Consider the following 26,844-nt stretch of genomic DNA (forward strand, 5'->3'; position numbering starts at 1 on the left):
TGGGTGGTGTGTGTGGTGGGGGGGGGGGGTGTTGTGTGGTGGGGTGGGTGGGGCTGCGCGGCGCTCGTCGGGCTCGGCGCCCGCCCCGTGGACCCCCCCCCCCCACGAAGAGGGGCCCCAGGCAGGTCAGCCCTTGTGCCACTTCTGGTTGGGGGTGCCGGCGCAGGTCCACAGCTGGAGCTTGGTGCCGTTGCCGGTGCCGTTGCCGGTGACGTCCACACACTTGTCGGCCAGGGAGCTGACCAGGTCGCCGGCCGAGCTGAGGTAGAACAGCTGGGCGCGGTTGCCGCTGCACTTGGCGACCTGGATCGCGGTGCCGTTGGCGGTGTTGCCCCAGGCCAGGTCCATGCACAGGCCGAGTGAGCGGATGGTGCCGTCCGACTGGAAGACCCACTTCTGCTTGGCCGCGCCCGAGCAGTCCAGGATCTCCAGCCGGGTGCCGTCCCCGCCCGCGTTGGTGACGTCCACGCAGCGGCCGGACGGGTTCCCGATCAGCGCCACTCCGGGGACGGTGGTGGTCTTCGTGCCCCCGCTCGACGAGGAGCCCCCGGAGGAGGACTTCCCGCCCGAGGACGACGACTTGGTGCCGCTCGACTTCGAACCGGACGAGGTGGAGCCCGAGTTCGTGCCGGAGCTCGAGTTCGAGCCGGAGCCGACGGATCCGCCGCCGGACTGCTGCCCGGTCGAGCCGGCGCCCGTGCCGCCGCCGGACCCGGAGCCGCCGGAATCGGTCTTGGCGGGCTTGTGGGAGGGGGTGTGGGACGGCGTCGGTGACGAGGACGGGGACAGCGACTCCGACGTGCTGGACAGCGTTGTCGGCTCCCCCGGCGCCACCGCCGCGGCCGGTGTGGTGTCCGGGTCCGGGAAGAGGTCGACGTGGCTCAGCACCGGTACGGCCAGGGCGACGACGACGGTCAGTCCGGCCGCCGCGGCCACGGTCCCCCACACCCGTACACCCGGCACCAGCCCGCGGCGGGGCGTGGCGGGGCGGTTGGCGAAGGTGTCACTGAAACGTCCCGCCGGACTGCCGGGCCGTTCCGCCGAGGGCCGGGGTTTACGAAGGGGCGGCACGTCGTCTCCTGAAGGTCTCGTGAAGTTCTCGGAACGCCCGGAACGAGCGGGACACAGGAACAGTAACCAAGGGAAGGCCCAGCTCCGCACGCCTGCCCACGAAGATCCCGCCGAACGTCACCTTCCGTCCATCTATGCGGAGTTGCCTGTGACGAACTTGTTGAAGTCCGCAGCAATGGTGACTTCGGGAACTTCCGTTTTTCGCGCTAGCGTTCGTGCCTGAAGCGTTCCTCAGTGACACAGAGCAACACCGCAAGACAGCACAACAGCAAAACCCGACACCGGAAGGCGGAGGCATTGAGCCTCATCGACCATGACCGCGCCGACGGCGCGGACCGGACGCTCGGCCTCCTGCTCGCGGAGCGCGACAGCCTGCGCCGCTTCGTGACCGGCATGATGGGGCGTGACCCCCACGGCGCGGAGGACGTCGTCCAGGAAACCCTGTTGCGGGCCTGGCAGTCGGCCGGCCGGCTGGACTGGCGGGACCGGCCCATCCGTATGTGGCTGTTCCGGGTCGCCCGCAACCTCGTGGTCGACAGCCGGCGCCGGGACCGGACCATCCCGGTGGGGATCACCGCGGCGGACTTCGGCGGTGCCGGGCCGGCACCCGTGCCCGACCACGCCGAACAGGTCGGTGACCGCCGGGTGCTGGTCTCCGCGCTGCGCACCCTGGCCCCCGCCCACCGCGAAGCCGTCGCCCGCGTCCATCTGCTGGGACAGGCCGGCGACGACGTGGCCCGCCAGCTCGGGCTGCCCCCGGGCACGGTCAAGTCCCGTACCCATCACGGCATCCGCGCGCTGCGCGCGACCCTCGAATCCCACGGCTGCCGCCCGGCCGGAGCAGAGAAACTCCGGGGAGAGATGCGATGACCTCCGACACCATCACCACCCTGCTCGGCCTGGTCGGCGTGCTGGTTCTCGTCCTCGCCGTCACGCACTGGCTGGTGCGGCGCGGCGGCGGCTGGAAGGCCCTGTGGCGCCGGCTCGGGCGTGAGATCACCCTCACCGTGCGGGCGTTCACCGGTCCGGTCCGCACCGAACTGCGCTACCGGCGCGGACTGCGGCTGCTGGTCCGGCTGCTGCGCGACCCGGCCGTGTGGGCAGACGCCGAGCGGGCCACGGCCCTGGCCGCGTCCGTCCGCCCCGGGGTCCGTCCCTACGGCGTGCTGGCCGGCCCCGAGTGGATGGCCGTGCTGGTCGCGGCGGACGGCGACGCGCTGCGCGAGCCGCCGGAGCCCTGGGCGGCCGACGAGACCGATCCGCGGCTGTGGTGGATCGACCGCGGGGATCTCACGGACGGCACCGAGGACCCGGCCGTCCCGCTGCTGGTGTGCGTGGGGCACGACATGGGGCACGCCGTGCTGCTCGACGTGCGCTCCGGGCCGCCCGCGCTGTCCGTGTACGGCCCGCCGCGCGCCGCCCGTACGGCCCGCGCCGTGCTCCAGGCGCTCGCGGCCCAGGTGGACGCCCGGCTGCCCGAGGGCCGGGTCGCCATCGCCGGCGGGGTGCACCCCCGGCATCCGGGGGTGACGGCCACCGCCACCGTCGGGCAGCCCGGCATCGAGGTCGCCGTGTGCGCCGACCCGCTGGAGAGGCCGTTGCCGTCAGGTGTGCGGCTGCTGAGTCTCGGGGTGGCCCGGGGCCGCACCCGGCTGCTGGAGATCGCGCCGGACTCGACGCTCACGGCGCACGGTGCACCCGCCGCCACCCGGGTCGACGTCCTGCCGCTGTCGCGGGCGGTGGCCCGGACCCTGTCCGCCCTGCCGCCGTGCCCCGACCGCCCGGACGACGAGGTCGCGCGTCCGCAGGACGTCACGTCCGCCGCCGACCCCGACCTGCTGCCTGACGAGCCCGACCTCGACGCCGGCGCGGCGCCGGTCGCCGAGCCGACCGGTGTCTCGGCCACCCGGCCGGTCCCCGAACCCGAGCCGGCCGCCGCGCCGGTGCCCGCTCCGGCCCCGGCGGCCGAGAGCGACGACGACTTCGCGGAACCGAGCACCTCCGGTGCGGCCGGTGTCTCCGCGAGCTCGCCGCCGGCGCCGTAACCGCCGTACCCGTCCCCTGATTCCGCACGAACGACCGCCCGGCTGGGAGCCGTGAACCTCACCATCACCACCGTGGACGCCACGGACGGACAGCGCCGCGACCACCAGGTCCGGCTGCCCTCGAACGCGACCGTCGGCGATCTCGCCGCCGCCCTGACCCAGGACGAGGCCGCCGCCGGCGGCGCCGACTGGGCCACGGCCGGCGCCCCGCAGGCGCGTAACCTCTACGCCGCCGGCCACCGGCTCGACCCCGCGACCCCGGTCTCCGGCAGCGGCATCCGCGACGGCGGGCTGCTCGGGCTAGGCGGCCCGGCCCGCCCGGCCGACCTGGTCCGGGTCCATGACGACAGCGACCAGGACGGTGTCCTCGCCGAGGTGCACATCGTCTCCGGGCCCGGCGCCGGGCGGACCTGGCGGCTCGGCCCGGGCAGCCACGAGATCGGCACCGACCCGCTGTGCGCCCTGCGGCTCGACGCAGGCGCCGGGGTGCCCGAGTCCGGGCTGTGGGTGACGGTCGGCGCGGACGGCTCCGCGGCCTGGCACCGCACCGACGACGAGCCCGAGGCCACCGTCCGGGCCCGGCTCGCCTCGCCGCCGCCCGACGACGCCATCACCCAGCTGCGCAGGCCGCGGCCCCAGCCGCCGCGGGAACGCTCCACCGGACCGGGCCCGGTGCCCTGGCCGGCCGGTGAGGACCTGACCGTGGGTCCGGTGCTGCTGCGGATGAGCGCGCCGGTCGAGGCGGACGCGGCCGTGACCCCGTCCGCCGACGGTTACGGCGTGGACTACAACCGGCCGCCGCGGATCGCCCCGCACCTGGACGCCGAGCGGGTGCGACTGCCGCAGCCGCCGTCGCCGCCGCAGAAGCGGCCGTTCCCGACCGTGATGATGATCTCCCCGATCGTCCTCGGCCTGTTCATGGTCAGCATCTTCAAGTCGTACTACTTCCTGGTGTTCCTGTTCCTCAGCCCGATGATGATGCTGTCGAACTGGGCGACCGGCCGGCGTGCGGCCCGCAAGCAGTTCCTGGAGTCCGAGCGGGCCTACGAACAGCGCCGTGACGTCCTTGAGAAGCAGGTCCGGGACGCGGTCGTCGGCGAGCGGCGGGTCCGCGACAAGACCGGCCCGGACCCGGCGGCCGTCGCCCTGATCGCGACCGGTCCCGGCGGCCGGCTGTGGGAGCGGCGCCGACGGGACCCGGATCACCTGGTGCTGCGCCTTGGCACGGTGGACCAGCCGTCGGTACGGGAGCTGGAGGACCCGGCGCGGGACGAGAACCACCGCTCGATCCGCTGGAACATCCCCGACACGCCGATCGGCGTCGACATCACCGGGCACGGTGTCGTCGGCATCGCCGGTCCGGCCGCCGAGGTGCAGCCGCTGGCACGCTGGCTGGTTGCGCAGGCCGGCGTGCTGCACAGCCCGCGCGACCTCAGGGTCGTCATCCTGACCGAGCCGGACCGGGTGACGGACTGGGCGTGGACGCGCTGGCTGCCGCATCTCAAGCCCGGCACGGCCGGCGGACCGATGGTGCTGATCGGCAACGACCCCGAGTCCACCGCCGCCCGGATGAGCGAACTGGTCTCCCAGGTGCAGGCGCGCCGCCGGCAGGCCGGCAACGACCGGGACGTGGTCTTCACCGAACCCGACGTGCTGGTGATCGCGGACGGCGCCCGGCGGCTGCGTGACGTGCCCGGCATGGTCCAGGTGCTCACCGAGGGCCCGCGGGTGCGGATCTTCAGCGTCTGTCTGGACGAGCAGGAGCGGCTGCTGCCCGAGGAGAGCACCGGTGTGGTCCTCGCGGCCGACGGCCGGCTGACCGTGCGACGCCCGGGCGCGCCCGACCTGCCCGCCGTCCGTGCCGACCGGGTCTCCCCCGAGTGGTGCGAGCAGTTGGCCCGCTCACTGGCCCCGATCCGGGACGTCAGCCCCGAGCACGACGCCGGACTCCCCCAGCGGGTCCGCCTCCTGGACCTGCTGGAGCAGGAACCGCCGAACGCGCAGGGCCTGTTGGAGCGCTGGCAGCGCGATCCCGCCAGCACCTCCTTCCTCATCGGCACCGGCTTCGACGGGCCACTCTCCCTGGACCTGGTGCAGGACGGCCCGCACGGCCTGGTCGCCGGTACCACGGGCTCCGGCAAGTCGGAGCTGCTGCAGACGTTCGTGGCCTCGCTGGCCGCCGCCAACCGGCCCGACGAACTCACCTTCGTGCTGGTCGACTACAAGGGCGGCAGCGCCTTCAAGGAGTGCGCCCACCTGCCGCACACCCTCGGCATGGTCACCGACCTCGACGCCCACCTCGTGGAACGGGCCCTGGAGTCGCTGGCCGCCGAACTCCGGCGCCGGGAGCAGGTGCTGGCCGCCGCCGACGCCAAGGACCATCCGGAGTACCGGGCCAAGCGGGCCGCCGATCCCTCGCTGGCGCCGCTGCCCCGGCTGCTGCTGGTCATCGACGAGTTCGCCACCCTGGTCCGCGAGGTCCCCGACTTCGTCCCCGGGCTGATCAGCATCGCCCAGCGGGGCCGCTCGCTCGGCATCCACCTGATCCTGGCCACGCAGCGGCCGGCCGGTGTGGTCACCGGTGACATCCGCGCCAACACCAACCTGCGGATCGCACTGCGGGTCACCGACCAGACCGAGAGCCAGGACATCATCGACGTCAAGGACGCCGTCGACATCTCCTCGGCCACGCCCGGCCGGGCCCTGGTGCGGCGCGGACCGCGGCAGGCGGATCCGTTCCAGACCGCCTGGGTGGGTGCCGAACGCCCTCGGGAGAACCCGGCGTCGGCGACCGAGCCGGAGGCCGGTCCCCGCAAGCCCGTGCGTTCGGTGGACGTGGGCTGGGACGCCCTCGGCCGCCCCGCCGAGCTCCCCGCGGAGACCCGGACGGTGTCGGCCTCGGCCCCGCAGGGTCCGGCGCCGACCGACCTCCAGGTCCTCGTCGAGGAGATCCGCTCCGCCGCCGACCTGCTGGACGACTTCACCCAGCAGCCCAGCCCCTGGCTGCTGCCGCTCCAGCGCCAACTGGTCCTTGACGACCTGGACGAGCTCGGCGCCACCCGCGACGGCCGCCTGGTCATCCCCTATGCCCTGGAGGACGTCCCGCAGCTCCAGCAGCGCCGGGTCGCTGTCGCCGACCTCACCACCTTCGGGCACCTGTACATCATCGGCGCGCCGCGCTCCGGGCGTACCCAGGTGCTGCGGACCATCGCCGGTTCGGCGGCCCGGGTGGCGAGCGCCGCCGACGTGCACCTGTACGGCATCGACGCGGGCGGCGGCGGCCTCACCGCCGTCGGTGCGCTTCCGCACTGCGGCGGTGTGGTCTCCCGGCACGACCTGGAGCGGCTCGGGCGGATGCTGCGGCGGCTGAACCGGGAACTGACCGAACGGCAGGACCTGGCCCAGACGCACAGCGCGAGCGGCATCACGGAGCTGCGCCGGCTGCTGCCGAAGGCCGAACGGCCGGCGCACATCATGCTGCTGATCGACGGCTGGGACTCGTTGCAGGTCATCCTCGACGAACACGACCACGGCCAGCTGCTCCAGGAGGTCATCCGGCTGATGCGCGAGGGTGCCGCCGCCGGCATCCATGTCGTCGCCACCTCCGAACGCTCGCTGCTGGGCGGGCGGATGGCCGCGCACAACGACCACAAGCTGCTGCTCCGCCAGGGCGACCGCAGCGACTACCAGGCCGTCGGCATGATGCCGAACAAGATCCCGGCCGACATCCCGCCCGGCCGTGGCTGGCACGTGCTCAGCGGCACCGAGACCCAGGTGGCGCTGCTCGCCACCGGCGGCGGAACCGAGCAGGCGGAGGCGCTGCGCTCGATCGGCGAGAGCGCCCGCAAGCGGGACACCCAGGTGCCGGAGGCCCGACGGCCGTTCCAGGTGGCCGTGCTGCCGCGCTCGGTGGAGTTCGCCGAGGCCTACGAGAAGGTCCAGACGGCCCAGCGACGGCCGTTGTGGGGTCTGCTCGGCGTCGGTGGCGACGACGGCGGCCCCGTCGGCACGGACCTGGCCGGCACCGCCTCGGCGTTCGGGGTGTTCGGCCCGGCCGGGTCGGGGCGCAGCAACACCCTCGCCTCGATCGCCGTGTCGCTGCTGGCCGGCGGCACCTCGCTGGTGGTACTCACCCCGCGTGAGTCGCCGCTGCGCGCCCTGGACCGGCATGCCACCGCCACCGTGCTCACCGAGAGCGACCCCTCGGCCGACACCGTGCGGGCGGCCCTGGACGCGCTGCCCGGACCGCGGGTGGTGATGATCGACGACGCCGATCTGCTCACCAACTCGGCGGCGGACAAACTCCTCAAGGAGCTCGCCGTATCCGGTCGCGACCAGGGTCTCGGCCTGGTCTACGCGGCCTCCGCGGAGGGCTTCCAGAGCGGTATGAGCGGCTGGACCCTCGCCGCCCGGCGGGCCCGGAGCGGTCTGCTGCTCGCGCCGAAGAACCTGTCCGAGGGCGACCTGGTCGGCCTGCGCCTGCTGCCCAGTGTCGTGCGGGCGGCAACGCATCCGGGCCGGGCCTGGACGGCCGGTCCCGGCGGCACCCTGCTCGCCGTCCAGGTGCCGCTCACACCGCTGCGCGCCTGACCGGCACAGCGGACAGCGAGAGGGCCTCCCCGGAAACTCCGGGGAGGCCCTCGTCGTACCACGCCTCGTCGTACTGCGGGAGTTACGAGTTGTTCTGCAGGCTGCTGCTGATGCCCTGGTCGAACTGGATCGCGTTCTCCTTGATGCCGTTGAACATCTCCGAGAAGTCGTTGATGCCCTTCACGGCGGCCAGCAGGCTGGTGTCGAAGTTGTTGTAGGTCGTGCGGATGACCTCACTGGACTGCTGGAACACCATGCCGTCGTCAACGAGGGTGTTGACCCGGTTGCGCAGGTTGCTGAGCACCGGCAGCAGGTTCTCGTGGGCGTCGTGCAGCAGGCTCACGACCTCCTCGATCTTGTGGTAGTCGAGGTTGATGCCGTTGTAGCTGGCCATGGGTTCCTGTCCGTTCCTGTCGGTGTCGTTGCGGTGGTCGGGTCGTCACCAGGCAGCGGGGGTGCTGTTGTAGTCGTTGCCCCCGCCGCCGTCGTCCTCGGTGTTGCCGCCCGTCTGCTGCCAGTCCGGCTGGTTGCCGTTGGCGTCCTTGGGGCCGCGGGTGTACTCGGTGCGGTCACCGTCACTGCCGGTGGTGACCATCGTGCCGCTGCCGTCGGAGTTGAGGTTGGTCTCCGAGTGGACGGTGCTGCCGTCCGGGTAGGAGGTGTCCGTGGTGTAGTGGTTGCCGTCGCTGGAGTAGTTGGTGACCGAGGTGTACGTCTTGCCGTCGTAGGTGACGGTGGACTCCTCCTTGATCACGTGGTGCTGGTCGTCCAGCGTGAGGTGCGTGTGGACGCTGCCCCGCTCGGTGTTGATCGTCTGGTCCAGCGGCGGGTCGCCCGGGTCGGTGGCGGAGCAGAAGTCCGGCATCGTGCCGTCCGGGCCGGCCACGCACTGGTCGAGGTGGGCCTGCTTGTAGTCCCACAGGTCCTTGTCCCGGAAGTAGTTCTGCAGGCCCAGGTTGCTGCCCGTGATGCCCATGCCCTGGGCCAGTTCCGAGTCGAAGGACAGGAACGCCTCGCCCACCGAACCGAAGGCGCCGGCCAGCTCCTTGAGGCCCTTGTCCGCGTGGGACATGGTGCTGCTCGCGTTGGAGTAGAAACCCGAGAGCGCGTCGGCCAGGGTCTGGTCACCGAGGACCGTCAGGGCTTCGCTGGAGGTGTATCCGTCGTAGTCCGTCTGGCCCAGCCGGGAGAACGTGCTGTTGTCGAGGAGCGGACCGATGTCGCCGGCCAGGTTCTCCAGGTCCCGTTTGGCGTCGTTCAGGACGTTGTATTCGATTTTCAGGCTGTCGGCCATGTGTGGGCCTCCCAGTCGAGACTCCGGTCAGTTGGACCACGCCGCACGCCTCCCGCCGGTTCACCGCGAGCGGCGGGTGTAACCCACATCACGTGAACCGCAGCGGGCGCTGTGGCGTGGTCCATTGGGGAGTGACCGCCCCGAGCCCCGCAGCTTCCGGGAGGAACCCGTATGCCACGCCCGACCGACTGGAACGCGATCGGGCTCGACAGCGACCCCACACCCGGCGACCCCGACCAGATCCGGACGCTGTCCACCGAGCTGAACAACCTGGGCGCCGAGGCCCGGCGCATCAGCACGGCCATCGACGCGGTCATGAACACCGCCGGGGACAGTGTGTTCGTCGGCGAGGCCGCCAACGCCCTGCGCGACAAGGTCAACGACCGGCTGCGCGGGCACGTCGAGGACGTGGCGCAGTCCTTCGAGACCGCGGCGACCGCGCTGAGCACCTGGGCGGACAAGCTCGTCGAGTTGCAGTCCCGTGCCGACGGCGCGCTCAACTCGGGGCGCGGGCTCTCCGAGGACGACTCGAACCGGGAGACCTACGCCTCGACGGCCCGGCAGGCCGGCACCGAGCACGGCGAAGGCGCCGCAACGGCGGCGGGCAGCATCTCGGGTGTCTCCAACATCCAGCTGCCGATCTCCAAGTGCCAGCTGTTCTGGGAGGCGTTCCAGTGGCTGGCGATCATCCTGATCGTGCCCGCGCTGATCTTCGGCGGGCCGATCGCGCTGCTCGCCCTCGGCGTCAACCTCACCCTGTTCATCAAGACGATCGTCGACTTCGCCAACGGCGACGCCAGCTTCCTGGACCTCTTCCTCGCCGGGCTGGGCATCCTGGCGCCCACCACCAAGGCGCTGCCGATCTTCCAGATCATCAAGGGCGTCACCACGACGGCCTTCGCCAAGGGCTTCGCCAACATCGCCCGGGGCACGTTCCAGGCCCTGCGCAACCTGTTCACCAACGGCTTCCGTCCCACCACCCTGCTGCTCGGCCTGAAGGACCTGGTCAGGCTGGGCAGCACCTGGGTCTACAAGGGCGGCCTGTGGGTGCTGGACGGCATCCACAACCTGCCCGGCATCATCGGCCGCGGGGTCAACTCGGCCGGCCTGACGATCGTGCAGGGCATCAAGGCGCTCCCCGGGTTCGTACGTGGGCTGCCCGAGACGTTCTCCAGGGGCTGGCAGGCGACCAAGACCTGGATGGGCCAGGAGTTCGGCGGCACCAAGTGGCTGCGGATCTTCCTGCCGGTGGACGCGGCGGAGATCGGCGAGTACGGCTTCGCGCGCGCCCTGCGGATCAGCCTCTTCGACCGCGGTGTGCTCGGGCAGCACGTCTTCGGCGCCCCGATCACCAGCAGCATCGGCCGCACGATCAGCTCGGTCCCGGTCGACCCGCGTACCGTGGACGCCCTGGTCGACATGCCGCGCATCCAGCTGAACGAGGTCCGGTTCGGGGCGGGTTCGGGTCAGAGCAGCATCCGCAACCTCGACCTCCACCTGCCCAGTACGCATCTGGACGTCACCTCGACCCTGCGCCCGCCGTCCCTGAACCTGGGTGACGTCGGCGCGATCGCCCACCGCGGCAACTTCGGCGTGCACGCGGCGCGCACCGTGGACGCGCTGGTCGACATGCCCCATGTGCAGCTCGGCAACGTCCACGTGGAGAACTTCGGTGCGCTGGGCGGGCGTTCGGACGTCGGGGTGAGCGTGGGCGCCACGCCGACCGTCACCACCGCCTCCGGGCTCCACCTGCCCGCGTCGGCCGGTGTCCCGGGCGCCACGCACGGCCTCACCAACACGCCGGTCACCGGCGTCACCGGCGGTGCCCACACCACGCTCACCGGGCTGCACCCGACGCCGACGAACCTGACGTCCACCGCCGACGTGCTGCTCCCGGGCGGAGCCCACAACGGCACGCACGTGCCGGGTACGACCGTCCTCACCGGCACCCACGCCACCCCGCCGCCGGTCGCCGGCACGCTCGGCGACATCTCCACCGGCAACCCGGCCGCGGGCACCCTGCACTCCGCGCTCACCGGCAACCCGGGAGTCGGCGCCGTACACGCGCCCGGCACGCCCGGCCTCGGCACCGTCCACACGACCCTGACCGGCACCTCCGGCACGAACGTGGCGCACACCGCGCTCGCCTCGACTCCGACGCCCGGCGCCCCGCACGACGTGACCGCGCCCCACAGCCTGCTCACCGGCCCCACCACGGTGACCCACCCGTCCCCGACCGGCATCGGGCACGGCGGGCCGGGCAGCGTCGACGCCGGGACCTCGGCCTTCGACCTGCTGGCGGGCACCCGTCACAGCACGCCGAACACCCCCGTGGCCCCCGGCACCGGCAACGCCCTGGCCGACCGCACCACCAGCGCCCTGTCGGCCAACCAGACCCGGCTGCACCTGGACGAACTGGTCCAGAGCCCCGGCTCCCCGCACCCCGGCACACCGCAGCAGCTGCTGGCCAACTCACCCACGACGCCTCCGGTCAGCCCCGAACGGCTCACCACGAACCCGGCGTCCGTCACGACCCCGGACCGGCTCACGGCGAACCCCGGGAACGCCGGCACCCCCGACAGGTTCACCGGCAACGGCGCCCCGCACGACCCGGCGCCCGTCCCCCCCGGCGGCTCCGGGCACCCGGGCGCGCACAGCAACAGCGCCGCCCTCGACCTCGTCGACACCGGCCGCAGCGCCCGCACCACCGACAGCCCCGCCTTCGCCGGCGCGCCCACGCACACGGACGCAGACAAGGGCCTGGCCGGCTCGGCCAACGGCACCTCCGTGCGCGTCCCCGAGGACCTGCCGACCCACGCCAGCCCCACCCCGCCCGGGACCCACACCCCGCTGCCGGGGCACTCCTCCCCCGCGCCGACCGCCCACACCGCCGACACCACCGGCGCCTTCGACGATCTCCTCAAGGACCCCAACGTCGTCAAGGTCCCGGGCAACCACCAGCTCGCGGTCAAGGCACCGCGCGGCGGCACGCCCGAACTCCACGGCGGCGCCCTCGAGTCGGGCCTGTACACGGTGGAGAAGCAGGGTACGGGCTTCGTCGTACGGCAGCTGGACGCCGTCGGCGGCACCGTGGTGCACAGCTGGACCTTCAAGCGGCTGGGCGGCATCCGGCTCGCCGAGGAGACCGTGCGGTTCGGCGACGGTCCGTTCAGCGGGGTGAGCATCAAGGTCGCGGGCAAGTCCGTGGACTCCCTGACCGACGCCACCGGCACCTGGCCGGCGAAGCTGAGCGGCGAGCACGAGATCGTCGTCGCCTCCACCTCCGGCAGCCACGTCTACAGCCGGTCCACCGGCGCACTGCTGCGGTCGTCCACCCCGGACGTCACCCTGCCCCCGCGCCCGGCCGAGCTCACCGGCGCCTCCGCGGACAGCTGGGACGCCGCCGCCCACGCGGCCCGCGGCCACATGGGCAAGGCCGCCACCGACAACGAGACCAAGCTGTTCATGCAAGGCGTCATCGGCGGCGCCTTCACCTCGAAGAAGGGGTACGGCGGCTTCGTCAACCCCAGCGCCCTGGAGGCCAATCCGGGCCTGGTCGGCAAGGTCAAGCAGTTCAACAAGGTCGCCGGTGACCTGATGTTCGAGGGCCCGAACCAGCGCATGACCGTGTGGCGGGGCGTGTCCATGGACCCACGGGCTGCCCAGGCCGACGTGTTCGTGGAACGGCTGCCCGCCTCGACCTCCAACAACCTCGCCTTCCAGGCGGAGTGGGCGAAGAACGGCGTCAATAGCAACCGCGTCGTCTTCGAGATCGACGTACCCGCCGACCACGGCAAACTCGCCATGGCCTACCCGCCCGGCTACCACAAGGCCGCCGACGACGCACTCGCGCTCAACCAGGACCAGTGGGAGATCACCCTCTCGCCGACCCGGCTGGTGCGGACCGGGCCGGCCCGGGTCGAGGACGGCATCACGGTCGTCCCGGTGCGCGCGGAGCAGATCCCGGAGGGCCGGCTCGACGGGCTCATCAACGAGAAGTGGTCCGGGCTCCGGTCCGGCGAGGCGTTCGAGGACTTCGGGCGCGCCTTCGGGCAGGACGCGATGCGCCGCTGGGAGGGGCTCGGCGACGCGGTCGTACGGGAGGGCGGTGACGGCCCGAACGTGAAGACGTTCACGGTGAGCCGGCCCGGGTTCACCGACGAGATGACCGTCACCGTCACCCACAAGGTGGACGACAACGCCGTCTCCGTCACGATCGCCGGCGGCGAGCGCACCTTCACCAAGGAGTGGAGCGGCACCGGCTTCAACGACCTCGCCGCGGACCTGCGCGGCCACGTCCTGCACAACAACGAACTGCTCAGCTCCCTGCCCACGCCCACGTCGTGGAGCAGGGAACGGCCGAGCCCGGTCCACACCGCGTCCCCCACGGACACCACCGTCCCGAGCCCCACCCGGGCCACGCCGGACACGGACACGAGCGTCCCGGCCACCACCCACACCGCGCACGACACGGAAACGGCCGTACCGGGGACCACCCACTCCCCCCTCCACACCGACATGACCGTCCCGAGCCCGACCCGAGGCACCCCGGACACGGAGACCGCCGTACCGGGCACGGTGCACGCGACTCCCGACACGACGCCCGCCCCGCGGCCGGACACCCCGCGCGCCGGTGGCGGCCAGGAGTTGCCGGGTCGGGGAGCCCGGCTCACCCCGGCCGAGATCGAGCAGGCGTGGTTCCGGGACGGCGAACGGGTCGACGCGCTCTTCGGCCACCTCGACGACCCGCTGCGCGGGGCGCGCCGCGAGGCCTGGCGGGACCACGTGCAGGCCCGGTACGACCTGGGCCGGTCCGAGGATCTGCTGCCGCACAACGGGCACGCGGGCAGCTCCCGCGGCCCCACGCCCGACGAGATCCGCGCCCGCGAGAACGTCGACATCGCCCGGCAGCGGTACGACGCCACCCACCACCGCCTGACCGAACTCGGCGTCGACCCGGTGCGGATGGAGGCCGACCTGGCCGCCCTGCGCCAACTCAGCCTGAAGGAACGGCCCCGGCTGCTCGGCGGCATGATCACCACGGCGGACGACGCGACTCCCCCGCCGGCCGTCGCCACCCACGGCGAGACGGGCGTCGCCTCCGTGACACCGCCCAGGCGGCTGAACGAGATCCTGGCCGACCAGACCAAGGCCCACAAGGACCTGCAACAGGCGGAGATCACGCAGACACAGCTGGTCAAGGGCGACGCCAAGATCGCGAAGGCCAACGCGGACCTGGCCGAGGCGGACACGAAGTTCAAGGACGCCACCCGCGAACTCGACGAGGCGCTCCAGCACGAACTCGACAACCGCCTGCTCTCTCAGCGTGAACTGAACATGCTCGTCGACCAGTTCGCGGGCGCCGGCGACATCGACCGGGCCCTGAAACTCCAGACCCACGCGCGGCAGCTGGACGCCGGATCCCGCGGCGCGGGCCACGGCCCGGTCCGCTCGGACCAGTTCATCCGGACCGGCGAGGAGATCGAATCGCAGTCGGTCACCGTCCGGCGGCTCGCCAACGAACTCGAGTCCCTGGTACAGGCGGGCACGACTCCCCACAGTGAACTGAAGGGCCTGGCCGAGGGGCTGGAGCAGGCCGCCAAGGATCTGGACGCGGCCCTCCAGGGCCATGTCACGGACGCCGCCCGCTTCGGCGGCACGTACACGCTGCGCAACGAGCACACGCCCGTCGCCGCCGTGGCCCACCACCTCGCGGAGCTGGTCGACGACGCCGTCAAGGCGGCGAAGCCGGGCGACGACCTCGTGCTCAAGGGTTTCCTCGGCACCGACGCGTCCGTGGAACGGATTCAGCGCGGCATCCCGGACCTCCTGCGGCGCTATCGCGAGAACCAGGCGTTCGGCGAGGTGCCCAGCGGCTCGCAGTGGAATGCCGTACTGCCCGGGACCGAGGCCCAGTGGCGGAAGATGTTCGAGGACTTCGACGGCTTCGACAAGCTCTCCCGGTCCCAGCAGCACGACTTCGTGCGCAGCCTGTCCGAGAAGAACATCGCGGACCTGCGTGCCGACGTCGACAACCTGCTGAAGGACCTGCCGGAGGCGGACCGTCTGAAGTTCCAGGAGCTGCGGGACAAGCTCCAGGGTCTGCCGTACCGGATCAAGCACGCCACTCCGGCCTACCACGCCATCGCCAACAGCGGTGTGATGTCCTCACAGGGCGACCTGGCCCGCCGGGGCGTCAGGTTCCTCGCGTCCGGCAAGAGTTCCGCGAAGAACACCTCCAACCTGGGCAACGACGACTTCGTGTTCTTCCGTATGGAGGTCGGCGACGCGCCGATGGCGACCCGGTACGGGCCGACCACGCTCGTCTTCGACGCCAAGGTCCTGGAGGAGAAGGGCGGCTGGGTCTCGCTCCACGACCAGCTGCACCCGCTGGACCGCGACACGATGAACCAGCTGAAGTTCGGCGACGACGTCGTCCGCAGCGCGAAGTACGACGAGGGCTTCGACGAGGTGGGCAAGCGGGGCCGCTGGACGTACGAGTACCCCGCCCACGAGCCTCGGCAGGTCTCCTTCGAGCAGGAGGTCTTCCACGGCGCGCACGTGCAGGAGGCGCTCGCCCTGTCGGTGGTGCGCGAGGTCCACTTCATCGGGGGTGCCTTCAAGGACGACGTCTTCAGGCTGCTCGCCGACACCGCCCATCCGGAGGAGCTGGGCTCGGTCATCTCCAAGCTGTACCGGCCCGAGGCGAAGTTCGGCTCGGGACTGCCCATCAACCCGCTGGGGAGCCATGCCACGAGCGAGTGGCCGTCGCCGCTCGCGGTTCATGACGCGGACGGCGACGGACGCTACCTCGCCGACGGCACGGTCGATCCGGCCGCACGGGCGGCCGGAAAGGCCTTCGACGACGCGTCCGACCGGGTGCGGCAGGCGGACAACGCCGTCAAGAGCGGCAACACCAAGGCGTTGCGCTACAACCTCAACAAGGCGCAGCCGCACGCCGAGCAGTCGGTCAAGCTGACCCAGGAGTTCCACGCGGCCGCCGTCGGCGAACGCAAGGAGATGGCGAAGACCCTGCTCGACCAGCGCGAGCAGCTCCTCAAGGACATCAACACCCGCCTCGACGCACTGAAGCCACAGGCCAAGCCCGAGGGCGCGAATCCGCAGCCCCGGCCGGGCAAGAACCAGGACGCGGGGACCTCCTCGTCGGCCGCGGGGGCGAACGGCCCCAACCTGAGCGAACTTCCGCAACTGGCCGAGAACGCGCTCCAGGGTGTAGCCGGCATCACCGACCAGATGAAGAAGATGGTCCGGGCACTCGCCAACTCGGACGGCTTCCGGTCCCTGCCGGACTCCAAGGTCGGCACGCAGACCACGGCCGCCGTCGACCTGGGCAGGACCGCCTTCGACAAGGCGTTCAAGCACCTGTTCAGGGCGGGACTGGTCCGCGGTGACTCCGCCGGCCTCCACTTCACGGACGAGGGCCGCCGGCTGTTCCTGCCGCCGGGCGCCGACGCCAAGACAGCGACGCCTTCCGTGTCCGCCGCGACCGACGTCCACACGACCCCGGCCCACGCCCAACCCCAGCTCCCGCACACCCAGTTGGGCCCCGACACCAAGGCCCCCGCGCTCACCGGCGACGGCCTCCCGTCCCGCAGCCTGGACACCAACTCACCGGCACCCCACCACGCCGACACGGACACCACGCCCCCAGCGCCACACAACCTCGACACCACGCCCCCGGCACCCCACCACGCCGACTCGGACACCACGCCCCCGGCACCGCACGACCTCGACACCAAGTCCCCGGCACCGCACGGCACCGACACGCAGTCGCCGGCGCCGCGTCGCATCGACTCCGAGACGGCCCCGCCGCTGATCAAGGAGAGCGACACCACCGTCTCGCACTCCCCGAACCACGGTGCCGCCACGCACCCCCTCGACGCGGAGACCGCGCCGCAGCATCTCTCCGACACCACCGCACCGCACCGTCTCACCGAGACCGAGACGGAGAGCCTCCGGCCGCACCCGCTCGACACCGGCACGCCTCCGTCCCGTCTCACCGAGACCGACACGACCACACCGCACCTCGCCGACACAGAGACGCGCACACCCCACCTCGCGGACACCGACACCATCCCGACCCACCCCACCGAGACCGACGCCACCCCGCCCCGTCTCACCGAATCCGACACGGCCGCGACACGCCTCGACGACATCCACTCGGCCACTCCCCACCGTGGTGACAACGGCGACTTCACCTCGATGCCCCCGAAGGACGACACACGGCTCGGGGACGGCCGGTCCGCGCAGCCGCTCGGTGACGCCGTCCTGGACGACATGCTCAGGCCGCCCCGGCGGACCGGCGACACCACCGGAACGGCCGCGCCCGGTACCGCCCACCCGGCCGCGCCCGACCTCCTCGACCGTGCCGTCTTCCGCCGTAACACGTACCGGGAGAACGGCATCCGCGCCCGCTCGCAGATCCGGTACGTCGACCGTGCCCTGGACGCCTTCCACCACGTCCCCGCCGACCAGTTGGCGCGACGGGCCGAGGCCCTCGACAACCTGGCCGACGCCGCCGGGCGCTTCCTGCGGGACCGCCCGGACTCGGTCCGCCGGGCAGGAGTGGAACAGCTCCTGAACCAGGTCCGGGCCGAGGCGAACGCCTACCGGCTGCTCGACGACTTCCGGCGGCTCGGCGACGGCGCGGACGGGCTGGCCGGCCGCACCCGCACCGCCCTCGCCGCCGGCGGCACGACCCCGCACACGCAGACCAGACTCCAGACGATGCTCGACGGCATGGACAGGTCCGCGCAGGCCCAGCGGCAGAACGACGCGCTGAGCCTGCTGGACGGCACCCCGCCGCTCCGGAACACCGGCGACACCACCCTCACCGCACCGGCCCGCCTGGACGGCGACACGACCCCGGCGGCACCCGCCCGACTCGACGGTGACACCACCCCCGCAGCCGCCCACCTCGACAGCGACACCACCCCCGCCGCACCCTCCCGGCCGAACCGAGGCAAGGCTCCGGCCACGCCCTCCCGGCAGCCCGGGGAGACGCCGTGGGCGGAGGATTCGGCGCGGTTCGACGAGCTCATGGGCGGCGACGGCCGGCCGTTCCGCGAGGCCTGGGTCGAGCTGTCGTCCGCCCGGATCGAACTGAACCGGGTCGAGGATCTGCGCGGCGGGCCGGGCGGAGCCAGCACATCACAGGGTGTCAGCGAATTCGACGTCCAGCTCAACCACGAACTGGTCGCCGCTCAGGACCGGTTCCGCACCGCCTACCAGAACCTGGAGGACCTCGGCATCCATCCGACCGAGATCGAGTCCCGGGTCCACGAGATCCAGGTGGCGGCCACCCACCGCGGCGCGACGCTCGGCGCGGGCAAGCTCGACACGCTGCCCGACACCGTCCCGCCCGCGGTCAACCACGTCGCTCTGAACAACTCGGGCGTGAGCGGGCCGAACGGGCTGACGATCGAGCGGAGCGTGGCCCAGGACAACACGGTGACGCTGCGGGTGGTCGACCAGCAGCTGCACCCGGACCCGCTGCGCACGGTCGTCGCCCGGCCGGACGGCGGTTTCGACGTCCGGCACACTCCGTCGGAAACCGTCACCACGTACACCGCGAACGGCGACCGGATCGCCGACGACATGCCGCTGTACGGGGCCGACGGGCGGCCGACGGGGCTGCGCCTGCACACGGATCTCAACGCCCACGGTGTGCGCCAGGCCTTGACGGTGGGCGGCCCCGGCGCGGACCGGCTGACCGCCTTCCCGCTGCCCGGCGACGCGGCGCGGATCACCCATCTCGACACCGGCGTCACCCATCGCGTGGACGCCCTGGGTCTCCGGCTCGACGAGGGCGTCCAGCTCACCGGCCGGGACGGCGTCCCCGCCGGGACCGACCGGGTGTGGGTCACCGACGGCGCCGACGTCCATGTCACCGATCTCGCGGGCAACCGTCTGGACCTGCGGGTGCAGGACCTGGGTGACGGGAACGGCATCAGGGCCACCGACGGGACGACCGGGGTGTCCGTACGCCACGACGGCCAGGGCCGCCTCCAGGAGACCGGTGTCGCGCTGACCGACCCGCAGGGCGCGCGCGGGCAGCGGTTCCTGGCCGACGACGGCACGGGCCGCTTCACCCTGACCGACACGTCCGGTACCCGGCAGACCCAGACGGTCACCACACTTCCCGGCTCCACCGGCTTCCGGGTGACCGACGAGACGAGCGGCGCGACCAGCAGGTTCACGGCTGACGGCCGCTACCAGGACACCGGCCTCGCCCTGTTCGACCCCGCGGCGAACGCGCGCGGCGGCCGGATCGCCGTACCGGACGGCGCGGGCGGTCACCGTCTCACCGACACGGTGGGACAGCCGCTGCCCCAGCGTGTGGTCGCGGTCGGCGGCAACCGGCCGCGCACGATCGACGACATCACCGGCGAGTCCGTGCTGTACGACGCCCAGGGCCACCCGGTGAACACCTCGACCGCGCTGGCCGACCCGGCCGGCGGGCCGCGCGGCGGCCGGTTCGCCGAGCCCGACGGGGCCGGCGGTCACCGTCTCACCGACGCCGACGGCAACCGGCTGCCCGACACCGTCACCGCGCTCCCGGACAACGGCGGTTTCCGAACCGTCCACGACACCGGGCACCGCACCTTCGGCGTCAACGGCGACTTCGCGGGCGACGGGCTGCGGCTGACCGGACGGGACGGCGTACCGGCCGGGCATCTCGACCGGCCGCTCGGCGCGGCTCCGCACTGGCTGGACGACGCCTTCGCCCCGGACCCGGCGCGCGCGGTCACCCTCGATCCGGCCGGCCGGATCGAGATCGCTCTTCCGGGCGGCGGCCGCCAGGTCTTCGACCAGGCCACCGGCCGGTTCGTCCAGGAGACCGTCCCGCTGCCCGGCGGCGGCCACCAGACCACCCTGGCCGACACGTCGTTCACCCGGTACGACGGTCAGGGCGCCGTCACGGCCACGGGCACCCCGCTGCCCGCGGGCCACGGCGGACGTTTCCTCGTCGTGGAGCCGCCGACCGCCGCCCACCCCGGGGCCTGGCTGGAGGACGGGGCGGGCGGCAGGCTCGCGCACTGGGACGCCGTCCGGCGCCCCGACGGCACCACCCGGATCGGGTTCGACGACCGGACCAGTCCGCGCCACGGCGAGTTCCTGCATCTGGCCGCCGACGGGACTCCGGTCCGGCAGGGCCTCAACGTGCTCGACAACGGGCGGCGCACGGACTTCCGGTACGTCGTGGACCACACCGACGGCACCTGGGAGCGGACCACCCGGAGCGGGGCCCCGATCGCGGCGGGCTCCTTCCATCACGGCACCGCCGACCTCTCCGGCGCGGCGAGCGGCCACATCCGGCTGCTCAGCTCGACCAAGGCCCGGGTGCCGGTCTTCGAGCGGCGGGTGCTGCCCGGTGCCGGCGGCGACGTGGTGGACGCCTTCCGCCGTACCGACACGATCTCCTTCGCCCGCACCAACCCCCGTACCCACTGGGTGCGCTGGGACGAGACCGGCACCCCGGCCGGTACCGGCAGCCGCCACTACGACACGGCGGGCACCGGCTGGCGCGACACCGACGGCTGGGGCCGCACGGTGCGCGAGTACCGGGACGGGCTGCAGAAGTTCGACGGGCGGCCCGGGCACACCCTGGGCCTCGACAACGGCAACGGCGGCTGGACCTGGCACCGCTACGACGGCGCGGGCAAGGAGATCGCCTCCGGCCCGCGGACCCGTGAGCACCTCGGCGGCGGCTGGACCGACCGCACCGCAGGCGGTGACATCGCGCAGCGGCAGTGGGGCATGGCCGAATGGCCCGAGCGGGCCGGCCAGTACCAGGAACACGCGATGAACCCGGCCGATGGGACTCTCCGCGCCACCTGGGAGCGGCACTCCCCGCACGGCAAGGAGGTCGGCAAGCACGAGGCGTTCGGCGACGGCTTCCTGACCACCGACCGCTGGCGCGAGCAGCGCCCGCCGACCTGGGTCCGCACCCGCTGGCTGACCGGCGCCGAGCACACCCGGCCGCCCTACGCACATGTCCGGGGCGACAACACCTACCAGATGTTCACCTGGAGCAAGGAGGCGGGCGACGGCACCGTCGCCGCCTCCGGTGTGCGGTACGTCGGCATGGACGGCAGTGCCCTGGACCTGGCGGCCGACGGCAGTTTCGCCCGCTTCAGCGGCAAGTTGCACGACGGTACCTCCCTGAAGGTCGGTGACCACGCCGGGCGTCCCGGCCACGCCCCGGCCAACCCCACCGACCAGCCCTGGCAGGCCGGCAACGTCAGGGGCTACCGCGAACCGCTCGCGAACGACCCGGCGGGCAGGCTCTGGCAGGACGTGTACCAGGACGCCGGCGGCACCACCCGGATCGCCCACGAGGGGCTGCCCGGCGGGGTCGTCCGGGAGTACACCGGCCTGCCGGAGAACCGCCTCTGGGTCGAGCGGGACCCGCATGGCAACCTCGTCGGCCAGAGTCACGCCAAGCCGAACCAGCCGGACCATGTGATCCAGGGCTCCGGCCGCGCCGACTCCGGCCGCTGGACCTGGCGCGAGCTGGACGCGAACGGCGCCCAGGTCGGCACCGGCGAGCGGGAGTTCTTCCGCGGCTCCACCGACTCCCGGCTGCCCTGGGACGACTCCTACCGGGACTTCGACGCCCACGGACAGCTGGTCCGCGAGCGCCGGATGCTCGACTCGGGCAACCACGTGGACGCCTGGCGCGACACCAACGGCTGGTGGACCGCGAACGTCTTCAAGCGCGACGGCACGGCCCTCGACCCGGCCCTGGCCAACCAGGTCCGCCGCTGGTGGCACGACGGCACCTGGCAGGAGCAGTGGGCGCCCGGCGCCCGCCACTTCCGTGACTCGCTGCCCGGCACCGGTCAAGGCGCACCCACCGTCCTGCGCGAGACCCCGCTGCACAACGGCGGTCCGCTGCGGGTGCGGACGTACAGCACCACCGTCACCCAGAACACCCCGGCCGGTTCGGTCTGGAAGGAGTTCGACCACGGCGGCGTGGTCCGGGAGCGCAAGGCCGACGGCGGCGGGTTCCTGGAGACCGACGCCTGGCGCGGCCAGTGGAACCGTTACAACAGGAACGGCGATCTGATCGCCCAGCGCACCGACAGCGGCCTGGTGTTCGAGCGGGACACGTTCAACACCTGGCGGCTGGTCGGCAACGAGTACGACTTCCGCGGCGCGCTCACCGAGATCCGCGGCTGGGGACGGACGACCCGTGAGGCGCAGCGCATGCCGTGGTCCGGCACCGTCCTGCCGGACGGCAACGCGGCGCTGCGCGAAGCGCGTTACGAGCCGTACTGGCAGTCCGTGGCCAAGAAGGCGGCGCTGGAGTTCGGCCAGGAGTTCATCCTGGAGTTCGGTGCGAACCTCGCCGTCAACGGGATCGTGGCCGCCGTCCAGAACAAGCCGTTCACCGGCAAGGACGCGCTCAAGTCGTTCGCCAACGCGGCGGTCGGCGCGACCATCAAGACCGGTCTGAGCACCGCGGTGCACGAGAACCGGGCCCTCGGGTTCGAGCATCTCGGCAAGTTCAAGGCCGGCATCGCCAACGTGGACGGCGGCAAGCCGTGGACCCGGCGCCCGCTGAACCACGACAAGACCTGGGTCAACGAGTGGGCGGGCAACGAGACGCCGACCCGCTGGCGGGGCGGTGCCTACGACTTCTCGTTCGGCGTTCTCAGCAGCGCGCTGTCCGGCTGGGTCAACGGCAGTATGAACGCGGCCGTGTGGGGCGTCACCGACGCCGACGGGCAGACGGTGAAGCTGCACGGCGGGGACGCGGTCTGGGAGGGCGGGATCAACGCCGCCGCCTCGGTCACCACGGCCGCCACCACCGGACTGGTTAAGAACGTGTTCGTGATGAGCGCGGGCAGCCGGCTCTTCCACCGCCAGGGCTTCGCCGACTTCTGGATCCAGCTACCCTTCAAGATCTTCGAGAAGTCGATCCAGTCGCTGTACCTGACCAGTGCCTATCGTGCGAGCATCAATCCCACCTACTACCAGGCGCCATGATCGGGACAGCGGCGATCACCGAGACTTGAGGAACGTAGATGACCACCCGTCACACCGTGGCGCCCAAGGGTCAGGGCGGCCGGGGCGCGTACCGGACCATCGGCGAGGCGATACGCGCCGCCTCGCCCGGCGACCTGGTGGTGATCGCCCCCGGCACCTGGACCGAGAACCTGGTCCTGGACCGCGCGGTGGTGCTCACGGCGGAGCACGGCCGGGGCAGCGTCGTGATCGCGGCGCCGCCCGGGGATGCGCCCACGGTGACCGTGGACGGCCCGGACTGCGCCCTGCACAACATCACCGTGTGGGGCTCGGACGCGGGCCGGCCCGCCGTGAGCGTGTCGCCCGGGGCCGGGCTGGTCCTGGAGGAGTGCTCGGTGGAGGGCGGCCGGGTGCAGGCGAAGGGCCCGGACGACGAGGAGGGCGGTACGACGGCGGTCGTGCTGCGCCGCTGCCGTCTGGAGGGCGCCCGGCTGGCCGGCCTGCATCTGGCCGGGGGTGTCCGGGCACGGGTGGAGGACACGGCGGTCACCGGCGTCGACGGCACCGGCGTGGTGCTGTCCGGCACCGCGAGCCTGGACGCCGTAAGGCTGCGCCTGGAGCGCACGACCGGGTCCGGGGTGCGGCTGCGCGGCCGGTCCCGGCTGCGGCTGACCGACTCGGTCCTGGCGGGAAGTGGCAGGGCCGGGCTGCTCCTTGAGGACGCCACCGAGGCCACCGCCGGGGAGTCGCGCATCGAGACGCCCGGGGCGGCGGGGGTGCATCTGACCGGGTCGGCGCGTGCCGAGCTGACCGACTGCAAGATCCGCGGCGCGGCCGCCAGCGGGCTGGTGGTACAGGAGACCGCGCGGCTCAGCGCGTCCGGCTGCTCGGTGGCCGACGCGGGCGCCAACGGGCTGCTGGTGACGGGAGCGGGCGAGGCGGACCTGGCGGACTGCCGGATCGACCGCAGTGCCTTCAGCGCGGTCCACCTGGCCGGTACGGCCGTGGGGCGGCTCGCCGACTGCCGGGTGCGTGGCGGCTCCGAGCACGGTGTGCACGCCACCGGCGAGGCCCGGATCGAGCTGACCGACTGCGGGATCATCGACGTCGCGATGACCGGGGTGAGCGTCCTGGAGCGGGCGGTGGCCACGCTCACCGGCTGCCGGGTCGCCGGGTCCGCCGCCGGCATCGGCATCGGCTCGCCCACCGGCAGCACGGTCGCCGACTGCACGGTGACCGGCACGAAGGAGATCGGCGTGCAGGTCGCCAAGGGCGCCGCCGCCTCCCTCGCCGGGATCCGGATCAGCGGCGCCGGGGCGGCCGGGCTGGTGGTCGACGAGGGCGCCGAGGCGACGGTGCACGGGGGCTGGGTCGAGAACTGCGCGGGCTCCGGTGCCGTCATCTGGACCGGCGCCAGGCCGGAGATGACCGGGCTGCACATCGACCGGCCGGGCAAGAACGGGGTGTTCCTGGCGGAGGGCGCGGGCGGCACGTTCACCGGGCTCGACGTCACCCGCGCCGGCTTCCCCGCGCTGCATGTCGCCGCGGGGGCCGACCCGGTGTTCCGGCACTGCCGGATCCGTGACTGCGCCGAGGCGCTGGGCACCGACGAGGGCGCCAAGCCGGTCCTGGAGGACTGCACGGCCGACGGCACCCCGCTGACCTTCGGCACCCCGGCCGCGACCCCGGCGAACGGCACGCCCGGGACGGCGCCTTCCCCCAGGACCGCGAAGTCCGCCGCCGACGACACGGAGGAGCCGGAGGAGGAGAACCTGGAGGACCTGCTCGGCGAACTCCACGAACTGGTCGGCCTGGACCGCGTCAAGCAGGACGTCGGCTCCCTGGTCAAGCTCATGCAGACGGTCCGCCGCCGCGAGGAGGCCGGGCTGCCGGCCCCGCCGCTCAGCCGCCACCTGGTGTTCGCCGGCAACCCCGGCACCGGCAAGACCACCGTCGCCCGCCTCTACGGCCGTCTCCTCAAGGCGCTCGGGCTGCTGCGCCGGGGCCATCTGATCGAGGTCGACCGCACGGCGCTGGTGGGCGAGTACGTCGGCCACACCGGCCCGAAGACCACCGCCGCCTTCAACCGGGCGCTGGGCGGTGTGCTCTTCATAGACGAGGCCTACTCGCTGGCTCCGGCGCTGGCCGGCAACGACTTCGGCACCGAGGCCGTGGCGACCCTGGTGAAGCTGATGGAGGACCACCGCGACGACGTCGTGGTCATCGCCGCCGGCTACCCCGGTGACATGCACCGCTTCATCGGCTCCAACCCGGGCCTCGCCTCCCGTTTCGGCCGCACCCTGTTGTTCGAGGACTACGAATCGGCCGAACTGGTCTCGATCGTCGAGTTCCATGCCGGACAGCACCGCTACGAGCTGACGCCCACGGCCCGCACCGAACTCCTCGCCCTCTTCGAGGCCATGCCCCGGGGCGAGGGCTTCGGCAACGGCCGCTCGGCCCGGCAGATCTTCCAGGAGATGACCGAACGCCAGGCCCAGCGGGTGGCCGAGCTGACCGCTCCGACCTCGGAGGAGCTGATCAGCCTGGAAGCCCACGACCTGCCCCACCCGGCCGCACGCTGACGGCACCGGCGCCGGACACGGCAGGCGTCAGAGCGTCGCCGCCCACCCGTCCACGGTCGTGACCTCCGCCTGCTTGGGGAACACCTTCTCGGTGAGCACCCGGTGCACCTCCGGGTCGGAGTCGAGGCAGCCGTCGGACAGGACGGTGAGTTCGAAGTCGAGGTCGGCGGCCTGGCGCAGGGTGGACAGCACGACACCGCTGGTGGCGATGCCGGTGAGGACGAGGTGATCGATCTCGCCGGCCCGCAGCACCAGGTCGAGGTCGCTGCCGGCGAAGGCGCTGACGCGTCGCTTGGTCACGACGGTCTCGCCGGGTGCGGGCGCCACGTCGGGGTGCACCTGCGTGGCCGGGGCGTCGCCGGCCAGACCGGCCGCGCGGCTCGGCATGGCGCCGAAGATCTTGTTGCGCGAGCTGATCTCCGGGTACCCGGGGCGGAAGCCGACGACCACGTAGATCACCGGGACCCCGCCCGCGCGTGCGGCGTCGATCGCCGTGGCGAGACGCGGCAGGTAGTCGTCGGCCTCGAAGCGGTCGGTGACGACCTGCTGGACGTCCATGACGAGCAGAGCTTGCTTAGGCACCGTCGATGTTCCTTTCCCACGGCCCCGTTAGTCATCAAGCGATTACTTGGTAACGTAACCCCACCCCAGGGCCAAGTCAACGCACGATTACTTACTGGCGGGCCCCTCCTGGCCACGGAATGTCCATGAGAGGAGCCGACATGTCAGCGGACGAGGCACCGTCGCAGCCCGATCCGGCCGATCGCGCCGATCCGGCCGACGGACGGCGGCGCCGGGACGCAGCGGCGACGCGCCGGGCGCTCCTCCTGGCCGCCCGCGCCCGGTTCACCCGGCTCGGGTACGACCGTACGACGCTGCGGGATGTCGCCGCGGACGCCGGGGTCAACCTGGCGCTCGTCAAGCGGTACTTCGGCTCCAAGGAGGGCCTGTTCAAGGCGGCGCTGGCGTCGACACCCCGGTTCCTGGGCGGCCAGGAGGAGTTCCCGCACGGCCGGGCCGCCCTGGCCGAGGCGCTCAGCCGTCAGCTGGCGGCCGGGGCGTGGGCGGAGTTCGGCGAACATCCGGTGCTGATGCTGTTGCGGGACTCCGGCGACGAGCAGGTGGCCGAGCTGCGCCGACGGGCGCTGGAGGAGTTCGGCCGGCAGGTGCTCGAAGCGTGGGGGGGGGGCGCCGCCCCCCCCCCCCCCCCGCGGGGGGGGCGGCGGGGGGCGCGGGGGGGGGGTGGGGGCCGCGGAAGCCACGCCCG

10 protein-coding genes are annotated in these 26,844 nt (G+C 72.7%); 6 read left to right on the forward strand and 4 right to left on the reverse strand.

The window, feature by feature from the left end; translation table 11 throughout:
- Positions 1 to 126: 126 nt before the first annotated feature.
- Positions 127 to 1,071, reverse strand: a complete 945-nt coding sequence (locus ACWGJB_RS28965; RefSeq protein WP_453383004.1) for a ricin-type beta-trefoil lectin domain protein — start codon at positions 1,069 to 1,071, stop codon at positions 127 to 129.
- Between the two features lie 297 nt (positions 1,072 to 1,368).
- Between ACWGJB_RS28965 and ACWGJB_RS28970 the strand changes: the two genes are divergently transcribed.
- Genes ACWGJB_RS28970 through ACWGJB_RS28980 form a run of 3 tightly spaced genes read left to right on the forward strand, consistent with a single transcriptional unit; the run spans position 1,369 to position 7,706 of the window.
- Entirely contained in the window at positions 1,369 to 1,941 is a 573-nt protein-coding gene (locus ACWGJB_RS28970; protein ID WP_453383005.1) for a sigma-70 family RNA polymerase sigma factor, read from the forward strand.
- The gene (locus ACWGJB_RS28975; RefSeq protein ID WP_453383006.1) at positions 1,938 to 3,116 is read left to right on the forward strand and encodes a hypothetical protein; all 1,179 of its coding nucleotides are present in this window, start codon (positions 1,938 to 1,940) and stop codon (positions 3,114 to 3,116) included. The genes ACWGJB_RS28970 and ACWGJB_RS28975 overlap by 4 nt, the downstream gene beginning before the upstream one ends.
- A 51-nt stretch (positions 3,117 to 3,167) precedes the next feature.
- The gene (locus ACWGJB_RS28980; protein ID WP_453383007.1) at positions 3,168 to 7,706 is read left to right on the forward strand and encodes an FtsK/SpoIIIE domain-containing protein; all 4,539 of its coding nucleotides are present in this window, start codon (positions 3,168 to 3,170) and stop codon (positions 7,704 to 7,706) included.
- An 82-nt stretch (positions 7,707 to 7,788) separates the two neighbouring features.
- On the opposite strand, the gene ACWGJB_RS28985 is transcribed toward ACWGJB_RS28980, so the two are convergent.
- Together ACWGJB_RS28985 and ACWGJB_RS28990 are read right to left on the reverse strand one after the other, a co-directional pair.
- Positions 7,789 to 8,100, reverse strand: a complete 312-nt coding sequence (locus tag ACWGJB_RS28985) for a hypothetical protein (protein ID WP_046730425.1) — start codon at positions 8,098 to 8,100, stop codon at positions 7,789 to 7,791.
- A gap of 45 nt (positions 8,101 to 8,145) precedes the next feature.
- Positions 8,146 to 9,000, reverse strand: coding sequence for a hypothetical protein (locus ACWGJB_RS28990; protein WP_453383008.1), 855 nt, complete (start codon positions 8,998 to 9,000; stop codon positions 8,146 to 8,148).
- 171 nt (positions 9,001 to 9,171) lie between these two features.
- On the opposite strand from ACWGJB_RS28990, the gene ACWGJB_RS28995 reads away from it, so the two are divergent.
- The gene (locus ACWGJB_RS28995) at positions 9,172 to 23,016 is read left to right on the forward strand and encodes a hypothetical protein (RefSeq protein WP_453383009.1); all 13,845 of its coding nucleotides are present in this window, start codon (positions 9,172 to 9,174) and stop codon (positions 23,014 to 23,016) included.
- Positions 23,017 to 23,054: 38 nt separating this feature from the next.
- Positions 23,055 to 25,577 (forward strand): right-handed parallel beta-helix repeat-containing protein, encoded by a 2,523-nt coding sequence (locus tag ACWGJB_RS29000; protein ID WP_453383010.1) that lies wholly within the window; start codon positions 23,055 to 23,057, stop codon positions 25,575 to 25,577.
- Between the two features lie 27 nt (positions 25,578 to 25,604).
- Here the strand turns inward: ACWGJB_RS29000 and ACWGJB_RS29005 are convergent, their stop codons facing one another.
- Entirely contained in the window at positions 25,605 to 26,159 is a 555-nt protein-coding gene (locus ACWGJB_RS29005; protein WP_453383011.1) for a cysteine hydrolase family protein, read from the reverse strand.
- Positions 26,160 to 26,299: 140 nt separating this feature from the next.
- Here ACWGJB_RS29005 and ACWGJB_RS29010 point away from each other — a divergent pair.
- The coding region (locus ACWGJB_RS29010; protein ID WP_453383012.1) for a TetR/AcrR family transcriptional regulator at positions 26,300 to 26,844 on the forward strand (545 nt) is incomplete at its 3' end.

Source organism: Streptomyces sp. NPDC054813 (assembly GCF_053611365.1).